Source organism: Salinarimonas soli, assembly GCF_008386575.1.
Taxonomy (GTDB): Bacteria; Pseudomonadota; Alphaproteobacteria; order Rhizobiales; family Beijerinckiaceae; genus Salinarimonas_A; species Salinarimonas_A soli.
On record NZ_VUOA01000010.1, the window covers coordinates 32,931 to 51,132 of the forward strand.

19 protein-coding genes are annotated in these 18,202 nt (G+C 70.7%); 9 read left to right on the forward strand and 10 right to left on the reverse strand.

All coding sequences use genetic code 11. The features are described 5' to 3' along the window. Positions 1 to 285: 285 nt before the first annotated feature. Positions 286 to 2,304, reverse strand: a complete 2,019-nt coding sequence (dnaG, locus tag F0L46_RS05270) for a DNA primase (protein WP_149816003.1) — start codon at positions 2,302 to 2,304, stop codon at positions 286 to 288. 101 nt (positions 2,305 to 2,405) lie between these two features. Here dnaG and F0L46_RS05275 point away from each other — a divergent pair, with 101 nt between their 5' ends. After that, positions 2,406 to 2,945: a hypothetical protein gene (locus F0L46_RS05275; RefSeq protein WP_149816005.1), complete on the forward strand. Its 540-nt coding sequence runs from the start codon at positions 2,406 to 2,408 to the stop codon at positions 2,943 to 2,945. 40 nt (positions 2,946 to 2,985) lie between these two features. Here F0L46_RS05275 and F0L46_RS05280 read toward each other — a convergent pair whose 3' ends face one another. Then, on the reverse strand, positions 2,986 to 3,447 hold the full coding sequence (locus tag F0L46_RS05280; protein WP_149816006.1) for a GatB/YqeY domain-containing protein: 462 nt from the start codon (positions 3,445 to 3,447) through the stop codon (positions 2,986 to 2,988). Between the two features lie 127 nt (positions 3,448 to 3,574). Here F0L46_RS05280 and carA point away from each other — a divergent pair, with 127 nt between their 5' ends. From carA to F0L46_RS05300, 4 genes are all read left to right on the forward strand, one after another. Further along, positions 3,575 to 4,777: a glutamine-hydrolyzing carbamoyl-phosphate synthase small subunit gene (gene carA / locus F0L46_RS05285; RefSeq protein WP_149816007.1), complete on the forward strand. Its 1,203-nt coding sequence runs from the start codon at positions 3,575 to 3,577 to the stop codon at positions 4,775 to 4,777. Between the two features lie 221 nt (positions 4,778 to 4,998). Continuing rightward, positions 4,999 to 5,373, forward strand: a complete 375-nt coding sequence (locus F0L46_RS05290; protein ID WP_149816008.1) for a hypothetical protein — start codon at positions 4,999 to 5,001, stop codon at positions 5,371 to 5,373. After that, entirely contained in the window at positions 5,373 to 5,690 is a 318-nt protein-coding gene (locus F0L46_RS05295) for a c-type cytochrome (RefSeq protein ID WP_149816009.1), read from the forward strand. The genes F0L46_RS05290 and F0L46_RS05295 overlap by 1 nt, the downstream gene beginning before the upstream one ends. Positions 5,691 to 5,763: 73 nt before the next feature. After that, the gene (locus F0L46_RS05300; RefSeq protein ID WP_149816010.1) at positions 5,764 to 6,468 is read left to right on the forward strand and encodes a class I SAM-dependent methyltransferase; all 705 of its coding nucleotides are present in this window, start codon (positions 5,764 to 5,766) and stop codon (positions 6,466 to 6,468) included. On the opposite strand, the gene ubiA is transcribed toward F0L46_RS05300, so the two are convergent. The 3 genes from ubiA to F0L46_RS05315 all read right to left on the reverse strand — a co-directional run bounded on the left by ubiA (position 6,465) and on the right by F0L46_RS05315 (position 8,667). Then, positions 6,465 to 7,397, reverse strand: a complete 933-nt coding sequence (gene ubiA, locus F0L46_RS05305) for a 4-hydroxybenzoate octaprenyltransferase (RefSeq protein ID WP_149816011.1) — start codon at positions 7,395 to 7,397, stop codon at positions 6,465 to 6,467. The two genes, F0L46_RS05300 and ubiA, sit on opposite strands and share 4 nt — an antisense overlap. A gap of 22 nt (positions 7,398 to 7,419) precedes the next feature. Further along, a complete protein-coding gene (locus F0L46_RS05310; protein ID WP_149816012.1) occupies positions 7,420 to 7,881 on the reverse strand; it encodes a hypothetical protein in 462 nt (153 codons plus the stop codon). 486 nt (positions 7,882 to 8,367) lie between these two features. Further along, positions 8,368 to 8,667: an HlyU family transcriptional regulator gene (locus F0L46_RS05315; RefSeq protein ID WP_149816013.1), complete on the reverse strand. Its 300-nt coding sequence runs from the start codon at positions 8,665 to 8,667 to the stop codon at positions 8,368 to 8,370. Between the two features lie 129 nt (positions 8,668 to 8,796). Between F0L46_RS05315 and F0L46_RS05320 the strand changes: the two genes are divergently transcribed. Beyond that, positions 8,797 to 9,030, forward strand: a complete 234-nt coding sequence (locus tag F0L46_RS05320) for a hypothetical protein (protein ID WP_149816014.1) — start codon at positions 8,797 to 8,799, stop codon at positions 9,028 to 9,030. 68 nt (positions 9,031 to 9,098) lie between these two features. After that, positions 9,099 to 9,425 carry a hypothetical protein gene (locus tag F0L46_RS05325; protein ID WP_149816015.1) on the forward strand — a complete coding sequence of 109 codons (327 nt, stop codon included), beginning with the start codon at positions 9,099 to 9,101 and terminating at the stop codon, positions 9,423 to 9,425. On the opposite strand, the gene F0L46_RS05330 is transcribed toward F0L46_RS05325, so the two are convergent. The 5 genes from F0L46_RS05330 to F0L46_RS05350 form a co-directional block, all read right to left on the reverse strand. Then, positions 9,413 to 10,921, reverse strand: a complete 1,509-nt coding sequence (locus F0L46_RS05330) for a carboxypeptidase M32 (protein ID WP_149816016.1) — start codon at positions 10,919 to 10,921, stop codon at positions 9,413 to 9,415. The two genes, F0L46_RS05325 and F0L46_RS05330, sit on opposite strands and share 13 nt — an antisense overlap. Then, positions 10,918 to 11,928, reverse strand: coding sequence for an ABC transporter ATP-binding protein (locus tag F0L46_RS05335; RefSeq protein ID WP_149816017.1), 1,011 nt, complete (start codon positions 11,926 to 11,928; stop codon positions 10,918 to 10,920). The genes F0L46_RS05330 and F0L46_RS05335 overlap by 4 nt, the downstream gene beginning before the upstream one ends. Further along, on the reverse strand, positions 11,925 to 12,908 hold the full coding sequence (locus tag F0L46_RS05340) for an ABC transporter ATP-binding protein (RefSeq protein ID WP_149816018.1): 984 nt from the start codon (positions 12,906 to 12,908) through the stop codon (positions 11,925 to 11,927). The genes F0L46_RS05335 and F0L46_RS05340 overlap by 4 nt, the downstream gene beginning before the upstream one ends. A gap of 247 nt (positions 12,909 to 13,155) precedes the next feature. After that, the gene (locus F0L46_RS05345; RefSeq protein WP_149816019.1) at positions 13,156 to 14,112 is read right to left on the reverse strand and encodes an ABC transporter permease; all 957 of its coding nucleotides are present in this window, start codon (positions 14,110 to 14,112) and stop codon (positions 13,156 to 13,158) included. A gap of 58 nt (positions 14,113 to 14,170) precedes the next feature. After that, positions 14,171 to 15,142, reverse strand: coding sequence for an ABC transporter permease (locus tag F0L46_RS05350; RefSeq protein WP_149816020.1), 972 nt, complete (start codon positions 15,140 to 15,142; stop codon positions 14,171 to 14,173). Between the two features lie 182 nt (positions 15,143 to 15,324). Between F0L46_RS05350 and F0L46_RS05355 the strand changes: the two genes are divergently transcribed. Both F0L46_RS05355 and F0L46_RS05360 read left to right on the forward strand, forming a co-directional pair. Further along, positions 15,325 to 16,920 carry an ABC transporter substrate-binding protein gene (locus F0L46_RS05355; protein WP_149816021.1) on the forward strand — a complete coding sequence of 532 codons (1,596 nt, stop codon included), beginning with the start codon at positions 15,325 to 15,327 and terminating at the stop codon, positions 16,918 to 16,920. Between the two features lie 179 nt (positions 16,921 to 17,099). Further along, the gene (locus tag F0L46_RS05360) at positions 17,100 to 18,032 is read left to right on the forward strand and encodes an isoaspartyl peptidase/L-asparaginase family protein (RefSeq protein ID WP_149816022.1); all 933 of its coding nucleotides are present in this window, start codon (positions 17,100 to 17,102) and stop codon (positions 18,030 to 18,032) included. The last annotated feature ends 170 nt before the right edge of the window (positions 18,033 to 18,202 follow it).

An 18,202-nucleotide genomic window follows, 5' to 3' on the forward strand; every position in this document is an offset into this window, starting at 1 on the left:
GACCGACCGACTCAGAACGCGCGGCCGCAGCCGCGATCGCCCCGGCTGCGCCTCCGCAGCCGTCGATTCGAGCCCTGTCCCCTCAGCCGTCCGGCGCAGGCGCCTGGTCGCGGGACGAGCGGGCCTCAGCCTCACGAGCCGCCGAAGCGGCTTCCTGGTCTCGTCCTCGGCCAGCACGGTCCGCCGTCCGAAACAGGTTATGTAGCGCAGGCGACGCGCGATGCAAGCCGCCGCAAGCTTGGCGGGAGCGGAATTTCGAATCGGAGCAACGCGTTAGAGCGCGAATCAGGCGGCGGGCGAGGAGGCCGCCGGGTCGACGGGGCCCGGCGCCGGCACTTTTGCCGCGGACATGCCGCGCGGATCGGCCGCGATTCGGAACGGGAGGAGGCCGGGCGCCCGGTACTGCGCCGCCTCCTCGGCAAGCTCCAGCTCGGCGTGGGCGCTGCGCTCCTTCACCTCCTGGATGGTCTTGCGCAGCTCCAGGAAGCGCTGCTCCAGCGCCTCGCTGGGATCCTCGTTGAGGGCCGCCTCGATCTCGTCCTGCTCCTCCTTGAGGTCGCGCAGCCAAAGCTGCTCGTAGAAATTCTCGAAGCAGGCGCGCAGGAAGGTCTCGGGCAGGTCGAACTGGAGCACGGGGAACCGGGCGTAGAGATTATGCCCCCAGGGCGCCTGAGCCCCGTCGGGCAGGGTCCGGGCGCGCCCGTGCAGGCTCTCCAGCGCGTCCTGGTACTCCTCAGCCACCCAGGCGAAGAAGATGCTCGGGTCGGACACCTCGTACTCGCCCATCACCCGCAGGAGCTCGCCCACGAGGTCGTGATGGGGGACCCGCTCGGCGAAGCCCCGGAAGCGCAGCTGCGCGACCTGCTCACGGCGCTCGTCGAGCAGGGCCGGATAATGCACGCACATGCCGAGGAAGATCCGCTCGAGCCCCAGGAAGCGGCCCGTCTCGCCGCCCGTGAGATCGGCCGGCAGCGGGATCGCGGCCGTGGCGGCGGCCGGAGCGCGGCGCCGCGCGACGGCGTTGCTGCGGTTGAGGGTCCAGAGGAAGTCCTTGAGCTGGGCGCGCGCCACCGATTCGTAGCTGCGCCGCAGGGTCTCGTCGGGGATCGCGGCGACGAGCTCCTTGATGCGCTTCTCGAAGACCGCCTGCCCGTCCGCCGTGTCGAGCCGCGCGGTCTCGACCTCCCGGCCCCACAGCACGTCCCAGAACGCCTGCGCGCCGTCGACGGCGGCCTGGAAGGCGGGCAGGCCCGCCGAGCGGATCAGGTCGTCGGGGTCCTGGCCCGCGGGCAGGAAGCTGAAGCGGAACGTGTAGCCGGTCTTGAGCGCGGGCACGATCCGGTCGATCGCCCGGAAGGCCGCGGCGCGCCCCGCCTTGTCGCCGTCGAAGCAGATCACGGGCTCGGAGGCGAAGCGCCACAGCGCCGCGATCTGGTCCTCGGTGAAGGCGGTGCCGAGCGTCGCCACCACCGCCTTGAGCCCCGCCTGCGACACCGCGATGGCGTCGAGATAGCCCTCCACCACGATCACGGTCTTGGCCTGGTGGGCGGCCGCGCGGGCCCGGTGGCCGTTGAAGACGAGCTTGCCCTTCTCGAACAGGGCCGTCTCGGGGCTGTTGAGATATTTGGGCTGGGCGTCGGCGGCGAGCGCGCGGCCGCCGAAGGCCACCACCTTCCCCTTGAGGTCCTGGATCGGGATGATGAGGCGCCCGCGGAAGCGGTCGTAGATCGGGCGGCCGTCGTCGGGCCGGATCGCGAGCCCCGCCTCGACGAGCTGCGCGTCCGTGATGCCCTGGCCGCGCAGATGCGTGACGAGGCCGGTGCGCTCGTCGGGCGCGAAACCCATGCGGAACTCGGCCTGGGTCTTGGGCAGGATGGCGCGGGCGTCGAGATAGTCGCGGGCCGCCTTGCCCCGCGCGGTCTGCAGCTGCCCCTCGAACCAGCGGGCCGCCATCTCGACGACGTCGTAGAGGTCCCGGTGCCGGCGGGCCTCCTCCTGGGCCTTCGGCGTCGGCGCGGGCAGCGCGACGCCCGCCTCGCCCGCGAGCCGCTCCACGGCCTCGGGGAAGGTGAGCCCTTCCGTCTCCATCACGAAGGTGAAGATGTCGCCGTGCTTGCCCGACGAGAAGCAGTGATAGAAGCCCTTCTGGTCGTTCACGTAGAACGAGGGCGTCTTCTCCGGCTGGAAGGGCGACAGGCCCTTCCACTCGCGGCCGGCCCGCTTCAGGCGCACCCGCCGGCCCACGACGCTCGACACGGGCAGGCGCGCTCGGATCTCGTCCAGGATGTCGGGGGGGTAACGCATCGCGTCGCACAATACCCGACCGGCCGCGATCGCGCGAGGGGCGGGCCTTGTGGACAAGTCGGACGCAGGAGGCCATTTTCCGCGCCGGATCGGGGGCAGAGATGGGTCAGTCGAAGCGACGGAAGATGCTGGGGGAGCGGGTGTCGCATTGCCGCACCTGCACGCTCTGCTGCACCCTGCCCGACATCGGGGCGCTGGAAAAGCCCATGTACCGGCCCTGCCGCCACATCGAGAACGCGGGCTGCGGGATCTTCGGGACCCCTGAGCGGCCCGCGACCTGCCTTGCCTATGCGTGCGCCTATCTCCAGGCCCGGCAAGGCGACGGCCCCGACCGCAACCGCATCCCCCACCCGCTGGAAGCAGGCGCCTATTTCCACCGCGACCCGATCGAGCGGGCCTACGTGCTCTTCGTCGATCCGGCGAAGCCCGAGGTGTGGAAGCGCTCCGCCCTCGTCGACATCCTGCGCCCCGCCCTGCGGGCCGGCTTCACTCTCGTGGTGCTCGACCGCGGCCGCCGCATGACGATCGCGAGCCCGGCTCTGTTCGAGGAGGTGCTCAAGCTCGACTACGTCGCCTTCGCCGACGCCCATGGCCAGCCCCTCGACGTACCGGAGTTCAGGGACGCGATGGCGGGGGCGTAGCCGCCTCCCCTCTCCCAGGGGGAGAGGGGAGAAGCGCGGGTCACCCCTTCGGCAGCATCTCCTTCACGAGGGCGCTCGCCTTCGCGAAATCCATCCGGCCCGCATACTGCCCCCGCAGCGCGCCCACGACCTTGCCCATGTCCTTCATGGACGCGGCGCCGGTGTCGGCGATGGCGGCCTGGATGGCGGCGCGGGTCTCGGCCTCGTCGAGGGGCTTCGGGAGATAGGACTGGATCACCTCGATCTCGGCCTTTTCCGTCTGGGCGAGCTCGGGGCGGCCGTTCTGCTCGTAGATGGCGGCCGATTCCTGGCGCTGCTTCACCATCTTCTGGAGGAGGCTCATGATGTCCTCGTCGCTCGTGGCCTCCTTGCCGAGGCCGCGGGCCTCGATGTCCTTGTCCTTCAAGGCGGCCTGCATGAGGCGGATGGTGCCGAGCTTGCCCTTGTCGCCGGCCTTCATGGCGTCCTTCAGGTCCTGGGTGAAGCGTTCGCGCAGCGACATGGTGGTCTCCCGGTTCATTGACGGCTTGCGGGCGGGCCCTTAAGTGAGCGCGGACGAGAGCGCGGGCCGCCATGCGGCCCCTCACGGGTCGGCCGCCGGTCGCCCGGACTTAGAACGGATCAGGGCCATGCTGCAAGATCACGCCAAGGGGGCTGCCCCCGGCTGGGAAGAGCCGCGCGCGACCGCCGTGGTCGTGCTCCAGGACGGCACCGTCCTCGAGGGCTACGGCATCGGCGCGGTGGGCGAGGCGGACGGCGAGGTCTGCTTCAACACCGCCATGACGGGCTACCAGGAGATCCTGACCGACCCGTCCTATGCCGGGCAGATCATCACCTTCACCTTCCCCCACATCGGCAATGTCGGCACCAACGAGGAGGACGTGGAGACCGTCAATCTCGCGGGCTCGTCGGGCGTGCGCGGCACGATCCTCGCGGCGCCCATCACCGATCCGTCGAACTGGCGCGCCTCGCGCGACCTCGACGCCTGGCTCAAGAGCCGGGGCATCGTCGGCCTCTCGGGCGTCGACACCCGCGCCCTCACCGCCCTCATCCGCGACCGCGGCATGCCTAACGCCGTCATCGCCCACGACCCCGAGGGCCGCTTCGACATCGAGGCCCTGAAGGCGCGCGCCGCCGCCCTGCCCTCCATGGCGGGGCTCGATCTCGTCCCGATGGTGACGGGCTCCCAACGCTACGACTGGGACGAGACCTCCTGGGCCATCGGCCAGGGCTATGGCCGGCGCAGCGCCTCGACCCACCACGTGGTGGCGATCGATTACGGCGTGAAGCGCAACATCCTGCGCCTTCTCACCGATGCCGGCTGCAAGGTCACCGTGGTGCCCGCGACCGCGGGCCTCGAGGACATCCTCGCCCTGGAGCCCGACGGCGTGTTCCTCTCCAACGGCCCCGGCGACCCGGCCGCCACGGGCGAATATGCCGTCCCCGTGATCCGCGAGCTTCTCGACCGCAAGGTGCCGACCTTCGGCATCTGCCTCGGCCACCAGATGCTGAGCCTCGCGGTGGGCGCCCGCACCATGAAGATGCACCAGGGCCACCACGGCGCGAACCATCCGGTGAAGGACAAGACCACCGGCAAGGTCGAGATCGTGTCCATGAACCACGGCTTCGCGGTCGATCCCGCGACGCTGCCGGGCAACGCGGAGGAGACGCACGTCTCCCTCTTCGACGGGTCGAATTGCGGCATCCAGCTCAACGACCGCCCGGCCTTCTCCGTCCAGTACCACCCCGAGGCGTCGCCCGGCCCGCGCGACAGCCATTATCTCTTCGCGCGGTTCGTGAAGCTGATGGACGGCGCCAAGGCCGCGCGCTGAACGAGCGCCCGCCGAGGCGAGAGTGTTTCGCCCGCGCATCCGGCGCGGGCGAGCGTTGAACGGATCGAAACCGCCGCGGCTCCGCATCCCGCCATTAAGGCAAAGCTTGAAGGACGAACCGCCTCAGTAGTCGCCCTGTTGCGCGCCCCGCCCAAATCGGGCTAACCGAACCCCAGTTGAAGCCGAGTACTATAACCAAAACGAATCGTGGGGGTTCCATCATGGTGCGCACCGATCAGACGGCCGCAGAATTCGTGCGGCTGCACAAAGCTTTCATCCTTCATTTCGGCGCCGCGACCGTGCTCGCCTGGGCCACCGCCCTCTATGCGGGCTTCCACGCTCCGTGGGTGCGCAACCTCGCCTTCCTGATCGATCCCTCGTCCTACAAGGTCGAGAGCACCTGGTCCTATCTCTTCGGCTTCCCGCTGCTCATGACGGTGGCCTGGGTGGCGGTGCTGCTGGCCCGCGACATGCTGTTCGCGACGCGCCTGCGCGGCCATCTCGTGGCGGAGTTCGCGGTCGCCGGCGCCGTGGGCTTCCTGATGTTCTATCTCGCCATCGACCGGGCCGTCGCGGCCCTGCGCCTCGCCTTCTGATGCGCGCGCTCCTCGCGGCCCTGGGCCTGCTGGCGGCGGGCGCCGGGGCGCAAGCGGCGGATGCCGGGCGGGGCGAAACCCTGGTCCAGACGAATTGCGCGCCCTGCCATGCCGTGGGCCGCACCGGCGACAGCACTGTTGCGACAGCACCCCGCTTTCGCGAGCTTGCCCGGCGCTACCCGCTCGAGAACCTCCAGGAGGCTCTGGCCGAGGGGATCACCGTCAACCACGAGGGCATCCAGATGCCCGAGTTCACCTTCACGCCCGAGGAGGTGGACGACATCCTGGCCTATCTGAAGCGCATCCAGGTGCGCTGACGCGATCCGGCTTGACGGGCCCGCGCCCCTCCTGGTCAGGTGCGCCGGCTGCCGTCCCCGGAGGATCCCCGTCTTGAGCACCTGGCGCGACTTCTGGAATCAGGACACGCCGATCTACGCCAACGAGCGCCACAAGACGCTGCACTATCGCGGCGTCGCGCGCGACATCGCCGCCCTGATCCCCTCCCCCGACGCGGTGGTGCTCGACCATGGCTGCGGCGAGGCGACGGACGCCGACCGGGTCGCAGCGGCCTGCGGCAAGCTCTTCCTCTGCGATGCCGCGCCGCTCGTGCGCGACCGCCTCAACGAGCGCTTCCGCGAGGTCCCCAACATCCAGGTGGTCTCGCCCGAGGGCGTCGGCGACCTGCCGGACGCCTCCCTCGACCTCGTCGTGTCGAACTCCGTCGTGCAATATTTGAGCCGGGCCGAGCTCGACGCCTCGCTCCGGCTGTGGCGCGCCAAGCTCAAGCCCGCGGGCCACCTCGTCCTCGCCGACGTGATCCCGCCCGACGTGAGCCCGCTGACCGACGCGGCGGCGCTCATGCGGTTTGCCTGGCAGGGCGGCTTCGTCGTCGCGGCGGGGGTCGGCCTCGTGCGCACCGCGCTCTCCGACTACAGGACCCTGCGCAGCCGCCTCGGCCTGTCGCAATACACGGAATCGGGCATGCTCGGCATCCTGGAGCGCGCCGGCTTCACGGCCGAGCGCCGGCCGCGCAACATGGGGCACAACCCGGCGCGCATGACCTTCGCGGCCCGCCCCGCGCCCGACCGCGCCTAGACCCAGGCGTCCAGCGCCAGCGCGGCGAAGAGGATCAGCCCGGCATCGCGGTTGGAGCGGAAGAGGCGCAGCGCCATGCGCCCGTCGGCCGGGCCGAGGCGCGCCACCTGCCAGGCGAGATGCGCCCCGAAGGCCGCAAGGCCCAGCAGCGCCGGGAGGCCCGCGCCCGCGAGCCACAGGGCGGCGGCAAGCAGCCCCAGGGTCAGGCCGTAGCAGGCCGCCACGCCGCCGCGCACCCGGGCGCCGAACAGGCGGGCGGACGACTTGATGCCCGCCACCTCGTCGTCCTCGATGTCCTGGAGCGCGTAGATCGTGTCGTAGCCCACGGTCCACGCCACGGCCGCGAGGTAGAGGAGCACGGGGGCGGCCGCGAGCGAGCCGAACAAGGCCGCCCAGCCCATGAGCCCGCCCCAGGCGAAGGCGAGCCCCAGCACGATCTGCGGCATCCAGAACACCCGCTTCATGAACGGGTAGAGCAGCACGATGCCCACCGACGCGAAGCCCGCCGCGATGGCGAAGGCGTTGAACTGGACGAGAACCAGCAGCCCCACGAGGCACTGGAGCAGGACGAACGCGATCGCCGCCCGGACGCTCACCTGCCCGGAGGGCAGCGGGCGGTTGCGGGTGCGCTCGACGCGCCCGTCGAGGTCCCGGTCGACGAGGTCGTTGTAGGTCGACCCGGCGCCCCGCATGGCAACGGCGCCGACGAGGAAGAGCGCGCAATGGAAGGGATCGGGATAGGCCCGCCCGGCCGCGATGGCGGCGAGCGCCGCGGACCACCAGCAGGGCAGGAGGAGAAGCCACCAGCCGATGGGGCGGTCGATGCGCGCCAGGCGCAGGAAAGGCCGCGCGGCGGCGGGGGCCAATTGGTCGACGAGGTTGCCGCGCGGCGCGTCCGGGAGGGAACGGTCGCGGGCTCCGGCTGGCATCGGCGCGGGATCGGGGGTCAGGCTAGAGGGCGCCCTTGGGCATGCGCATGGTGCCCGTCAGGCCGTCTCCGCCCAGAAGCCCGCCGCCGCCGCTCTGCTGCTGCTGCTTGGCGCGGCGCTCCATCTCGGCGACCTTGCTGGCCGCCTGGCATGCCTGGGTGCGGAACTTCGTGGCCCGGTCGTTGTCGGCCTTCATGCCGTCGATCAGGTTGGCCGGGACCTGGCACCAATCCTTGTTGGTCTCCATCCACTTGATCGCGGTGTTGCCGTTGCTCACGAGGTCCCCGAACGTCTTGCAGGCCGAGCGCGGGTCCATCTTCTTGTTCTTGTTGAGCGTGTTGAGGCGCTCGATAAGGCCGCGGCGCTTCGCGAGGATCTCCTGGCCGTCGGCGCATCCGCTGTTCTGTGCCATGGCGGCGGAGGCCGCGAAGGCGGCGCCGGCCAGGGTGGCGCAGACGATCAGGAGACGGGTGGTGCGAGGCATGGCAGTCGGTTCCCCAGGTGCGCGCGGGCGCCGGTCGATAGCAGGTCGAGTTCCGCCGCGCCAGCCGGGAGGGTCGGACGTCGGCGGTCGAAACACGGACGGGCGCATCGGTGCATGAGCCGACGCGTCTCGCGTCCGTGGTCCTGGTCCCTTGTTCGAGCCGTCTTTCATCATGCGATTGTGGCCGCATTGGTGCAAGAGGGCCGGATAGGCCGGCGAAAGCGCCGATCCGGAGGGATGTTGCGCCGAAGACACGGATGCGGACGATGTGATGAGAGCCGTGAAACCCCCGCTCCGGCGCCGAGCTGCTCGGCCACGGACCGCGGCCACAGCCGTCCGGAGATCCCTGGAGCGCCCGTCGAAGCCCTGCTTCGCAGGGCGCCTCAGAACGAGGTTGGAGGGTGGGACGAGGGCTCCTCCACCCCCCTCATGCCGAGGCGCGAGCCGAAGGCGAGCCTCGAAGCACGCACCACGCGTCCACCGCCCCTAGCCGCCGTCGAAGATCCGGTCGCCCTGCTCGTCCACGATCTGGCGCGCCTTCACGAGGGCGAAGTTGGCCGCGTCGTCCTGGCTCGGATGCGTCTCGGCCCGCACGAAGCGGTGCTGCTTCGTCTCGCCCGCGATCTCCTTCTCGATGATCCCCGCCGTCTGGAACCCACCCTTGCCCGGATAGGGATCGGGCCGCAGGCGGTAGCCCTTGTACTCGACGGCGTCGAAGGCGGGCGCGGCGGGCGCCGACGCGCCGCCCGAGAGGCGGGACAGAAGCGAGCTGATGAAGGACAGCATGGGCATCTCCGGAAGGGGGCGCCTCACATATAGCCCTCTTCGCCGCCCGCTCTAGGGGCTCTGCCCCTCGGCGGAACGCGGGCTGCCCCTCGCGCGTCTCCTTCGACGCGAGGCTTGAGGAGCGCAGGCATGAACAGGGCTTTCGGCGTTCAGGTCACGATGCCCGGCGACGATGCGGGCGCCTACCCCCTCGTCGTGGTGGCGACGGGCGAGCGCGACGCCGAGCTGGTGGCGGCCCGGGCCGCGGGCGGCGAGGCGAGCGCGGTGACGCTGCGCGAGCTCACCGAGGAGGAGGCGCGCCAATACGGCCTCGACATGGGCCGCCACGGCGACGCCAAGGCCCTTCCCGCCCTGAACCTCTAGGCGCCGCGCCGGACCCCCAGCATTTCCCCTCCCTGGCGCCCCGGGGCGAAACCCTCTACCACGGCCCGATGTGGTCCGAGCTGGCGCTTCAGTTCCTCGGAACGGTCACCAATCCCGTGATCGTGCTCCTGCCCGCGCTGCTCCTCCTGTTCACCCGCCGCAAAAGCTTGATCCTGGCCGGGACGGCCGCAGCCGGCGCCGCCTTCGGGCTCATGGAGGCGATGGGGAACGGGGCCTTGGAGGGCGCGCTCGTCGTCGTCACGAGCGCGCTTGCGGGCGCGGTCGCGGCGGAGGTCGTCCTCGCCATCGTGCTGCCGCTCGGCCTGATGGCCCTGTCGTGCGCCCTGTGGCTGCGGGCGCGGCTTCGCCCGACGCGGGACGATCAGGCGCCGTAACGGGCCGCAAGGTGGGCGAGGTAGGGCGCAGGGTCGAGGGCCCGGCCCGTGGCGCGAACCAAAAGCTCGTCGCGGGAGAAGCGCCGGCCATGGCGCCACACCCTCTCGCGCAGCCAGTGGTGCAGGGGCGCGTAGTCGCCCGCCTCCAGGCCGTCCCGCACCCCCGGATCCCCCATCGCGCTCACGAAAAGCTGCGCCGCCATGACGTTGCCGATCGTATAGGTGCAGAACGAGCCGATCATCCCGGACGACCAATGGATGTCCTGCAGGCAACCCATGGCGTCCGAGGCGACGGCGACGCCGAGGTCGCGCCGCATGGCGGCGTTCCACGCCTCGGGGATGTCGCGCGCCTCGATCTCTCCGGCGATCAGCCGCGCCTCCAGCTCGACGCGCAGCATGATGTGGAGGTCGTAGGTGAGCTCGTCCGCGTCCGTGCGGATCGCGCCCGGGCGCACATGCGTGATCGCCGCGTGGAAGGCGTCCGCGTCGATGTCGCCGAGCGCGTCGGGGAAGGCCGCCTGGAGATCGGCGAAGTGGCGGGCCCAGAAGGCGGGGGAGCGCCCGACATGGTTCTCCCACAGGCGCGACTGCGACTCGTGCGCCCCGAAGCTCGTGCCGCCCACCGCGTAGAACCCGACGAGGTCGGTGGCGAGCGCCGTCCGGGTATAGGCCTCGTCCACGTTCTGCTCGTAGAGCCCGTGCCCCGCCTCGTGGAAGCCGCCGAAGATCGCGGGCGGGTCGAAGGTCTCGGCGCGGCGCAGGGTAAGGCGCACGTCGGCGCGGGTGAACGAGATCTCGAAGGGGTGGACCGTGAAATCGAGGCGGCCCCGATCGAAGTCGTAGCCAAAGCGCGCGGCGATCGCCGCCGCGAAATCTCGCTGACGCTCCGCCGGGAAGGAGCGGCGCAGCACGTCGAGACGGGGCGCGGGCCGCGCGGCTGCGCGCTCCAGCAGCGGGCGGATGCCCTCGCGCAGGGCGGCGAACAGGGTCTCGAGGCTCGCCACGGTCTCGCCGGGCTCGTAGAGCCCGATCAGGGCGTCGTAGGGGTGCCCTCCCCCGCCGATGGCCGCTGCGTATTCGCGGGCCAGCGCGACGGTGCGGGTGAGATAGGGCTCGAAGAGGTCGAAGCGGCTCAAAGCCCGCGCCTCGATCCAGGCGCCGTTCGCGGCGGCCCGCAGCTCCGCCTTGGCCCGCAGGAGGTCGGCCGGGATGCGGGCATGGAAGGCGAGCGCGTCGCGCACCGCCCCGACCTCCCGCACGGCCGCATCGTCCTCCGGCAGGCTCTCGACCTCGCGAAGCGCGCCCTCCAGGGCGCGGGCGGTAGCAGGGCCCATAAGGCGGGCGCGGGCGGCCTCGATCAGAGCCGCGATCTGGTGGCCGCGCGCGGCGGCCCCGCCCTTCGGCATCATCGTGCGGGAGTCCCACACCAGCACGGAGGAGGCGCACAGGAGATCGTTGACGGCCGCGATCTCGGCCCGGAGCGCGCGCAACGTCATGCCGCGAGCTCCACGCCGCCCGTGTAGAGGTGGCAAGCGACGCGCTGGGCGCCCGTGGGCACGAGGTCCGGCATCTCGGCCACGCAGCGCGGCCCCGCCGCCGGGCAGCGGGTGTGGAAGGGGCAGCCCGGGGGCGGCGCCAGGGGCGAGGGGATCTCGCCCGCGATGGGGGCGAACTCCGCGCCCACCGCGTCCTCGGTCATGAGGCGGGGCACGCTCGCGAGGAGGGCCTGGGTGTAGGGGTGGCGCGGATCGGCGTAGAGCGCGTCCGCCGTGCCGATCTCGACGATGCGGCCGAGATACATGATCGCGACCCGGTCCGAGATGTGGCGCACCACGCCGAGATCGTGGCTGATGAAGAGGTAGGTGAGCCCCAGCTCCCGCCGCAATTTCAGGAACAGGTTGATGATCTGCGCCTGGATCGACACGTCGAGGGAGGCCACGGGCTCGTCGCAGACGAGCACGTCGGGCTGCATGGCGAGCGCCCGGGCGATGGCGATGCGCTGGCGCTGGCCGCCGGAGAACTGGTGCGGGAAGCGGCCGACATAGGAACGGTCGAGCCCGACCCGGTCGAGCCAGCCCGCCACGTAGTCGCGCGCGTTCTCCCGCGTGGTAAGGCCGTGGGCGACGGGCCCCTCGGCCAGGATCTCGCCCACGCTCATGCGGGGGTTGAGGGAGGCGAAGGGGTCCTGGAATACCGTCTGGACCCGGGTGGTGAGCTTGGTGCCCCCGGGCGACATCACGGGCCTGCCCTCGAGCCGCACGGTGCCGGAGGTCGGCGCCATGATCCCAGCCGCCATGCGCCCGAGCGTCGACTTCCCGCAGCCCGACTCGCCGACGAGCCCGAGGGTCTCGCCCGGCGCGATGGCCAGCGACACGTCCCGCACCGCCTGGACGCCCCGCAGCTCGACCCGGGCGCCGAGCCGCGCCGCGATGCGGTCGCCGAGGGTCACGCGGGGGTCGAAGCGCTTGGAGACGCGGTCGATGACCAGATGGGGATCGCTCATGCGGCGGCCTGGGAGGCTGGAGGCAGGGGATGATGGCAGAGCGCCTCGCGCCCCGAATCCACCACGCGCGGCGGATCCTCGCGGCAGACGGGGGTGGCGCGGGGGCAGCGGGGCTGGAACGGGCAGCCCGGCGGCAGGCGCAGGAGCGAGGGCGTCGAGCCTGGGATCTGCGGCAGGTCCACGCCCTTCGGGTTGCGGCTCGGCACGCTCGCCAAGAGCCCCGCCGTGTAGGGATGGCGCGGCGCCCGCAGGGTCACGCGGGTGGGGCCGGCCTCGACCATGCGGCCCGCATACATGACGAGCACGTCGTCCGCGAGGCTCGAGACGGTGGCGAGATCGTGCGTGATCCAGATCATCGCGGTGCCGAGGCTGCGCACGAGGTCGCGCATCTCGAAGATGATCTGGGCCTGGACCGAGACGTCGAGCGCGGTGGTGGGCTCGTCGGCGACGATGAGCGCCGGGCGGTGCAGCAGCGCCACCGCGATGGCGACGCGCTGGCGCATGCCGCCGGAGAGCTCGTGCGGATAGGTGTTCAGCCGCGAGGCCGGATCGGGGATGCCGACCTTTTTCAGCACGTCGAGGGCGAGATCGCGGGCGGCGCGGTCGGATGCGCGCTCGTGCGCCCTGATGGCGAGCGTCATTTGGCGCCCGACGGTCAGCACCGGGTTGAGGGTCGCGGTGGCGTCCTGGAACACCATGGCGATCCGGCGCCCCCGCAGCGCCCGCAGCTCGTCCGGATCGAGGCCGACGAGCTCGCGGCCCTCGAAGCGGATCGAGCCCGAGACGATCCGGCCCGGCGGGTCGATGAGGCCCAGGATCGAGTAGCCCGTGACCGACTTGCCCGAGCCGGATTCGCCGACAAGGCCGAGCACCCTCCCGCGATCGACCGAAAACGACACCCCGTTCACCGCCTTCACCTCGCCCGCCCGGGTGAAGAAGTGGGTGTGGAGGTCGCGGACCTGGAGGAGGGGTTCGGTCATGCAAGACCTCGCGATCCCCCTCCCCCTTGCGGGGAGGGGTTAGGGGTGGGGGTCGTAAAGTCGGAGTTCCTCGTCAGCGAATGGGAGCACGCACGCGCGTACAGCCCATTTCTGCACCGGGACCTCTCGCGTCCCGACCCCCACCCCCAACCCCTCCCCACCCATCCCGGCTGTTGCCGGGATGGGCAGGTCGGTGCCCAAGTCGGGAACACCCGACTTGGGCGGGGGAGGGGAGAATGCGCGCCCCTCATCGCTTCAGCCTCGGGTTCAGCTGGTCGCGGATCTGGTCGCCGACGAGGTTGATGGCGACGATGAGGATGATGAGGGCGATGCCCGGATAGATCGAGATCCAGTAGCGGCCCGACATCATGTACTGGAAGCCGTTGGAGATCAGCATGCCGAGCGACGGCTCGGTCACGGGGAGGCCGAGCCCCAGGAACGAGAGAGTCGCCTCGAGCGCGATCGAGTTCGCGATCTGCACGGTCGCCACCACGATGAGGGGCGGCATGATGTTGGGCAGGATGTGGCGAAACACGATGCGGCGCGCCGACAGCGGCACCGAATGGGCCGCCTCCACATAGTCCTTGCGCCGCTCCGCCGCCGCCGCGCCGTAGGCCGTGCGGGCAAAGTACGCGTATTGCGCCGCGACCAACGCCGCGATGAGCTGCCCCTTGCCCTGGCCCAGCATGGCGACGAGCACGAGCGCCAGAAGGATCGCGGGGAACGAGAGCTGGAGGTCGACGATCCGCATGATCGCCGTCTCGATCCGCCCGCCTGAATGGGCCGCAACGAGGCCCAGCGTCGTCCCGACGGACAGCGCCACGAGGCCCGCGACGAGACCCATCTGCAGCGAGATGCGCAACCCGTAGAGGATGGCCGATAGCAGGTCGCGCCCGTTGGCGTCGGTGCCGAGCCAATGGGTGTAGCCCTCGGCCCCGACATAGCCCGGCGGCCGGCGCGCATCCATGAGGCTCAGGTTCGCGATGTCGTAGGGATCCTGCGGCGTGATCCACGGCGCGAGCAGGGCTGCGAGCACCACGAGCACGACGACGGCGAGCGCGATCACCGCGATCCAGCTCTCGCGGTACTCGGCCCAGAAGGCGCGCAGCGGCGAGACCGGGGGCGGCACGGGGGCCGGCGCGGCCTCGGGCGCCGGGAGCGTCACGGGATCCTGTGACGTGAGGGTGGTGTCGGTGGGGGTCATGGGGTGTGCTCCCTCCCCTCTCCCCCTGGGAGAGGGGAGAACGTCGCGCGCATCCCCATCACGCCCCCTTCCGCCGCAGGCGCGGGTCGAGCAGCGCGTAGGTGAGGTCAACGAGGAGGTTGATGGTGACGAAAAGCGCCGCGACGAGGATGAGGTAGGCCACCATCACCGGGCGGTCGAGGGAGTTGATCGAGTCGATGATGAGCTTGCCCACCCCAGGCCAGGAGAAGATCGTCTCCGTCACCACGGCGAAGGCCAGCGTCGAGCCGAACTCGAGGCCGAACACCGTGACGATGGGGATCGAGATCAGCTTGAGGACGTGGTGGCGCAGGATCGTCCACTCGGAGAGGCCGGCGGCGCGGGCGAAGCGCACGGTGTCGGTGAGCATGATCTCCCGGGTGCCGGCGCGCGAGAGCCGCACCATCATGGCGAACTTGAAGAGCGAGAGGTTGAGCGCCGGCAGCAGCAGGTGCTTCCACCCCTCGGGCGTCAGGAAGCTCCAGCCCACCCCGAACACCTCCACCGTCGGCCCCCGGCTCCCCGCCGGCAGCCAGCCGAGCCATACCGCGAAGGTGAGGATGAGGAGGAGGCCGATCCAGAAGGTCGGCACCGAGAAGCCGAGCACCGAGACTGCCATGATCCCCTTGGAGACCGGGCTGTCGGGCCGGTAGCCCGCGTAGATCCCCAGCGGCACGCCGATGAAGGTCGCGCCGAGCACCGCCACGAGGGTGAGCTCCAGCGTCGCCGGCAGGCGGCTGAAGATCAGGTCCGTGACGTTCATGTTGAACACGAAGGACCGTCCCAGGTCGCCCTGGAGGAGGCGGCCGAGGAACCCCGCATATTGCTCCCAGATCGGCCGGTCGAGGCCGTAGGCCGCGATGGCGCGGGCGCGGATGTCCTGCGTGGCGTCGGGCGAGATGATGACGTCGATCGGGTTGCCGATGGCGAACACGCCCACAAAGACGAGCGCCGACATGACCAGCATGACGAGGCCGGCCTGCAGCAACCGTTGGATGATGAAGCCGAGCATGCGGGGCGAAGATTTCCCGGAAGTTGAATCGCTTACACCGAGGCGTTGAACGCACGCCGCATGGGCCGATTCCCACCGACAACGAGGTTGTGCCCTCAGGTTAATCGCACATAAACTCCCGGGGCAAGCTGCGGAAATGCGCAAGAACAGGACCGCATCTGCCCAGAGAGGACCAATCGGCCATGAATTTCGCCCCAAACCTGCGGCGCCTGTCCCTGGCGGCCGCAGCCGTCGCGCTGCTCTCCACAAGCGCGCTCGCCCAGAACCTCACCATCGGCACGCGCGCGGGTCCTGAGTCCATCGACCCGCACTTCACGGCGACTGGCACCCATGCCGAGGCGCTCAAGCACGTGTTCGATACCCTGGTCTGGTCCGGCGACCAGCTCCAGATCGAGCCGCGCCTCGCCGAGTCCTGGCGCCAGATCGATCCGACCACCTGGGAGTTCAAGCTCCGCAAGGGCGTGAAATTCCATGACGGCTCGGACTTCACCGCCGAGGACGTGAAGTTCTCCATCGAGCGCATCCCCACCGTCTCGGGCCCGAACCCGACGACGATCTACGTGCGGCGCGTCAAGGACGTGACGATCGTCGATCCGCACATCATACAGGTGAAGACCGACGGGCCGGCGCCTGCGCTTCCCTATGACTTCATTCGCCTCTTCATCGTCTCCCACAAGGCCGCCGCCGGCCTCACCAAGGAGACCGCCAACGAGGCGTTCAACAATGGCAAGGCGGCGATCGGCACGGGCCCCTATAAGTTCGTGTCGTGGACGCCCAAGGAATCCTTCGTCGTCGAGCGCTTCGACGGCTGGTGGGGCGAGAAGCAGCCTTGGGCCCGCGTCACCCGCAAGGAGCTGCCCAACGACGCCGCCCGCGTGGCGCAGCTGCGCGCCGGCCAGGTCGACCTCGCGGTGCGCATCCCCGCCGCCGACATCGCCACCCTCCAGCGCGAGTCCTCGCTCAACGTGGTGAAGGGCGACACGGTCTACGTGTTCAACATGGAATTCGACTTCCGAGAGAAGTCGCCCCAGGTCTCGGCCAAGGACGGCTCGGCCCTGCCGGCGAACCCCTTCCGCGAGGCGAAGGTGCGCGAGGCGGTGGACCTCGCCATCGACCGCCCGGCGCTCGCCGAGATCGCCATGGAGGGGCTCGGGCGCCCCGTGAACCAGATGGTGACCTCCAACACCTTCGGCTACAACAAGTCCCTGCCCGAGCTGAAGCCCAACCTCCAGCGCGCCCGCCAGCTCCTCCAGGAAGCCGGCTACCCCAACGGCTTCAAGGTCACCTTCAATTTCACCAACGACCGCCTGCCCGGCGACCGAGCGGTGGGGACGGCGGTGGCGCAGATGCTGGCCCGCGTCGGCATCGAGGTGAACGCCAACGGCCAGCCCGGCGCCGTGCTCTTCCCCGCCCGCACCCGCGGCGACTATTCGCTGGTGATGTCCGGCTGGGGCACGATCACGGGCGAGGCCTCCTACACGCTCTCCTCGCTCGGCCACACCAACAACAAGGAGCTCAAGATGGGCGCCTTCAACTGGCGCGGCTATTCCAACGCCAATCTCGACAAGCTCCTCCAGGACGCGGCGGTCGAGGTGGACGAGGCCAAGCGCCGCAAGCTCCTGGAGGATGCTGGAGCCCTGTTCATGCAGGAGCGCATCTCGCTTCCCCTCGTCGCGGTCTCCTCCGCCACCGCCTTCCGCAAGGACAAGGTCGAGCCGAAGCTCATCCGCGTCGACGAGGAGGTGCTCGCCATGGACGTGGTCCCGCCGAAGAAGTGAGACCGCCCATCCCCCTCCCCCTTGCGGGGAGGGGTTAGGGGTGGGGGTCGGGACGCCATCCGCCGTCGGTCCAAGATAGGGCTGTAACGGCCTGCGCGCTCCAGCTCCCCATCCCCCGCTCCGACTTTCCGACCCCCACCCCCGGCCCCTCCCCACAAGGGGGAGGGGAGAAGGTGCCCATGCCCCCTACCCTTCTCATCCATGGCGGCGCCGGCGCGATCGAGCGCGGCAAGTCGACCCCTGAGCACGAGGCGGCGCTGCGGTCCGCCCTCGACGAGGCGCTGGCGGCGGGCCAGGCCGTGCTCGATGCCGGCGGCCCGGCGCTGGACGCCGTGATCGCCTCCGTGCGCGTCATGGAGGAATCGCCCCTGTTCAACGCCGGGCGCGGCGCGGCCCTCACCTGCGAGGGCACGATCGAGCACGACGCCTCGGTGATGGACGGGGCGGAGCGGCGCGCCGGCGCCGTCTCGGCGACGAAGCGCATCCGCTCCCCCATCCTTGCCGCCCGCGCCGTGATGGAGCGCTCGCCCCACGTCCACCTCACGGCCGACGGGGCGGAAGCCTTCGCCCGCTCCATCGGCCTCGAGATCGTGCCCGAATGGTGGTTCTTCACCCCTGAGCGTCAGGCGGCGCTGGAGCGCGTCCAGGCTGCCGAGCGGGGCGAGAGCGGGGCCTCCGAGCGCGACCGGCACGGCACGGTGGGCGCGGTGGCGCTCGACTCGGCAGGGCACCTCGCCGCGGCCACCTCCACGGGCGGGCGCGCCAACCAATGGCCCGGCCGGGTCGGCGACACGCCGGTGCTCGGCGCCGGCACCTATGCCGACGACCGCACCATCGCCTATTCGGGCACCGGCCACGGCGAGACCTTCATGCGCCTCGTGCTCGGCCATCGCCTGGCCTGCCTCGTGGAGCTCGCCGGGATGCCGCTCCCGCAGGCCTCAGCCCAGGTCCTCGACGAGCTTGCCGCCCTCGGCGGCACCGGCGGCTTCATCGCGCTCGATGCCCGGGGCGAGGCCGTGATGCCCCACAACACGCCGGGCATGTATCGCGGCATCGCCCGGGGCGGACGCCGCGCCGTGGCGATCTTCGGCGACGAGACGATCGATGCGTGAGCGCCATCTCTCCCCGCGGGCGGGGAGAGGGCTTCGCCCGCGGAGCGGCGGGCGAAGCAAGCGAACGCAGGTGAGCGAGGGTGAGGGGGTGTCTCAGGATGGAGCTCCTCTGTCCAAGCCCCCTCACCCTCGGGCTGCCGCCCTCGCCTCAAGCCCCGGCAAGGGGGCTT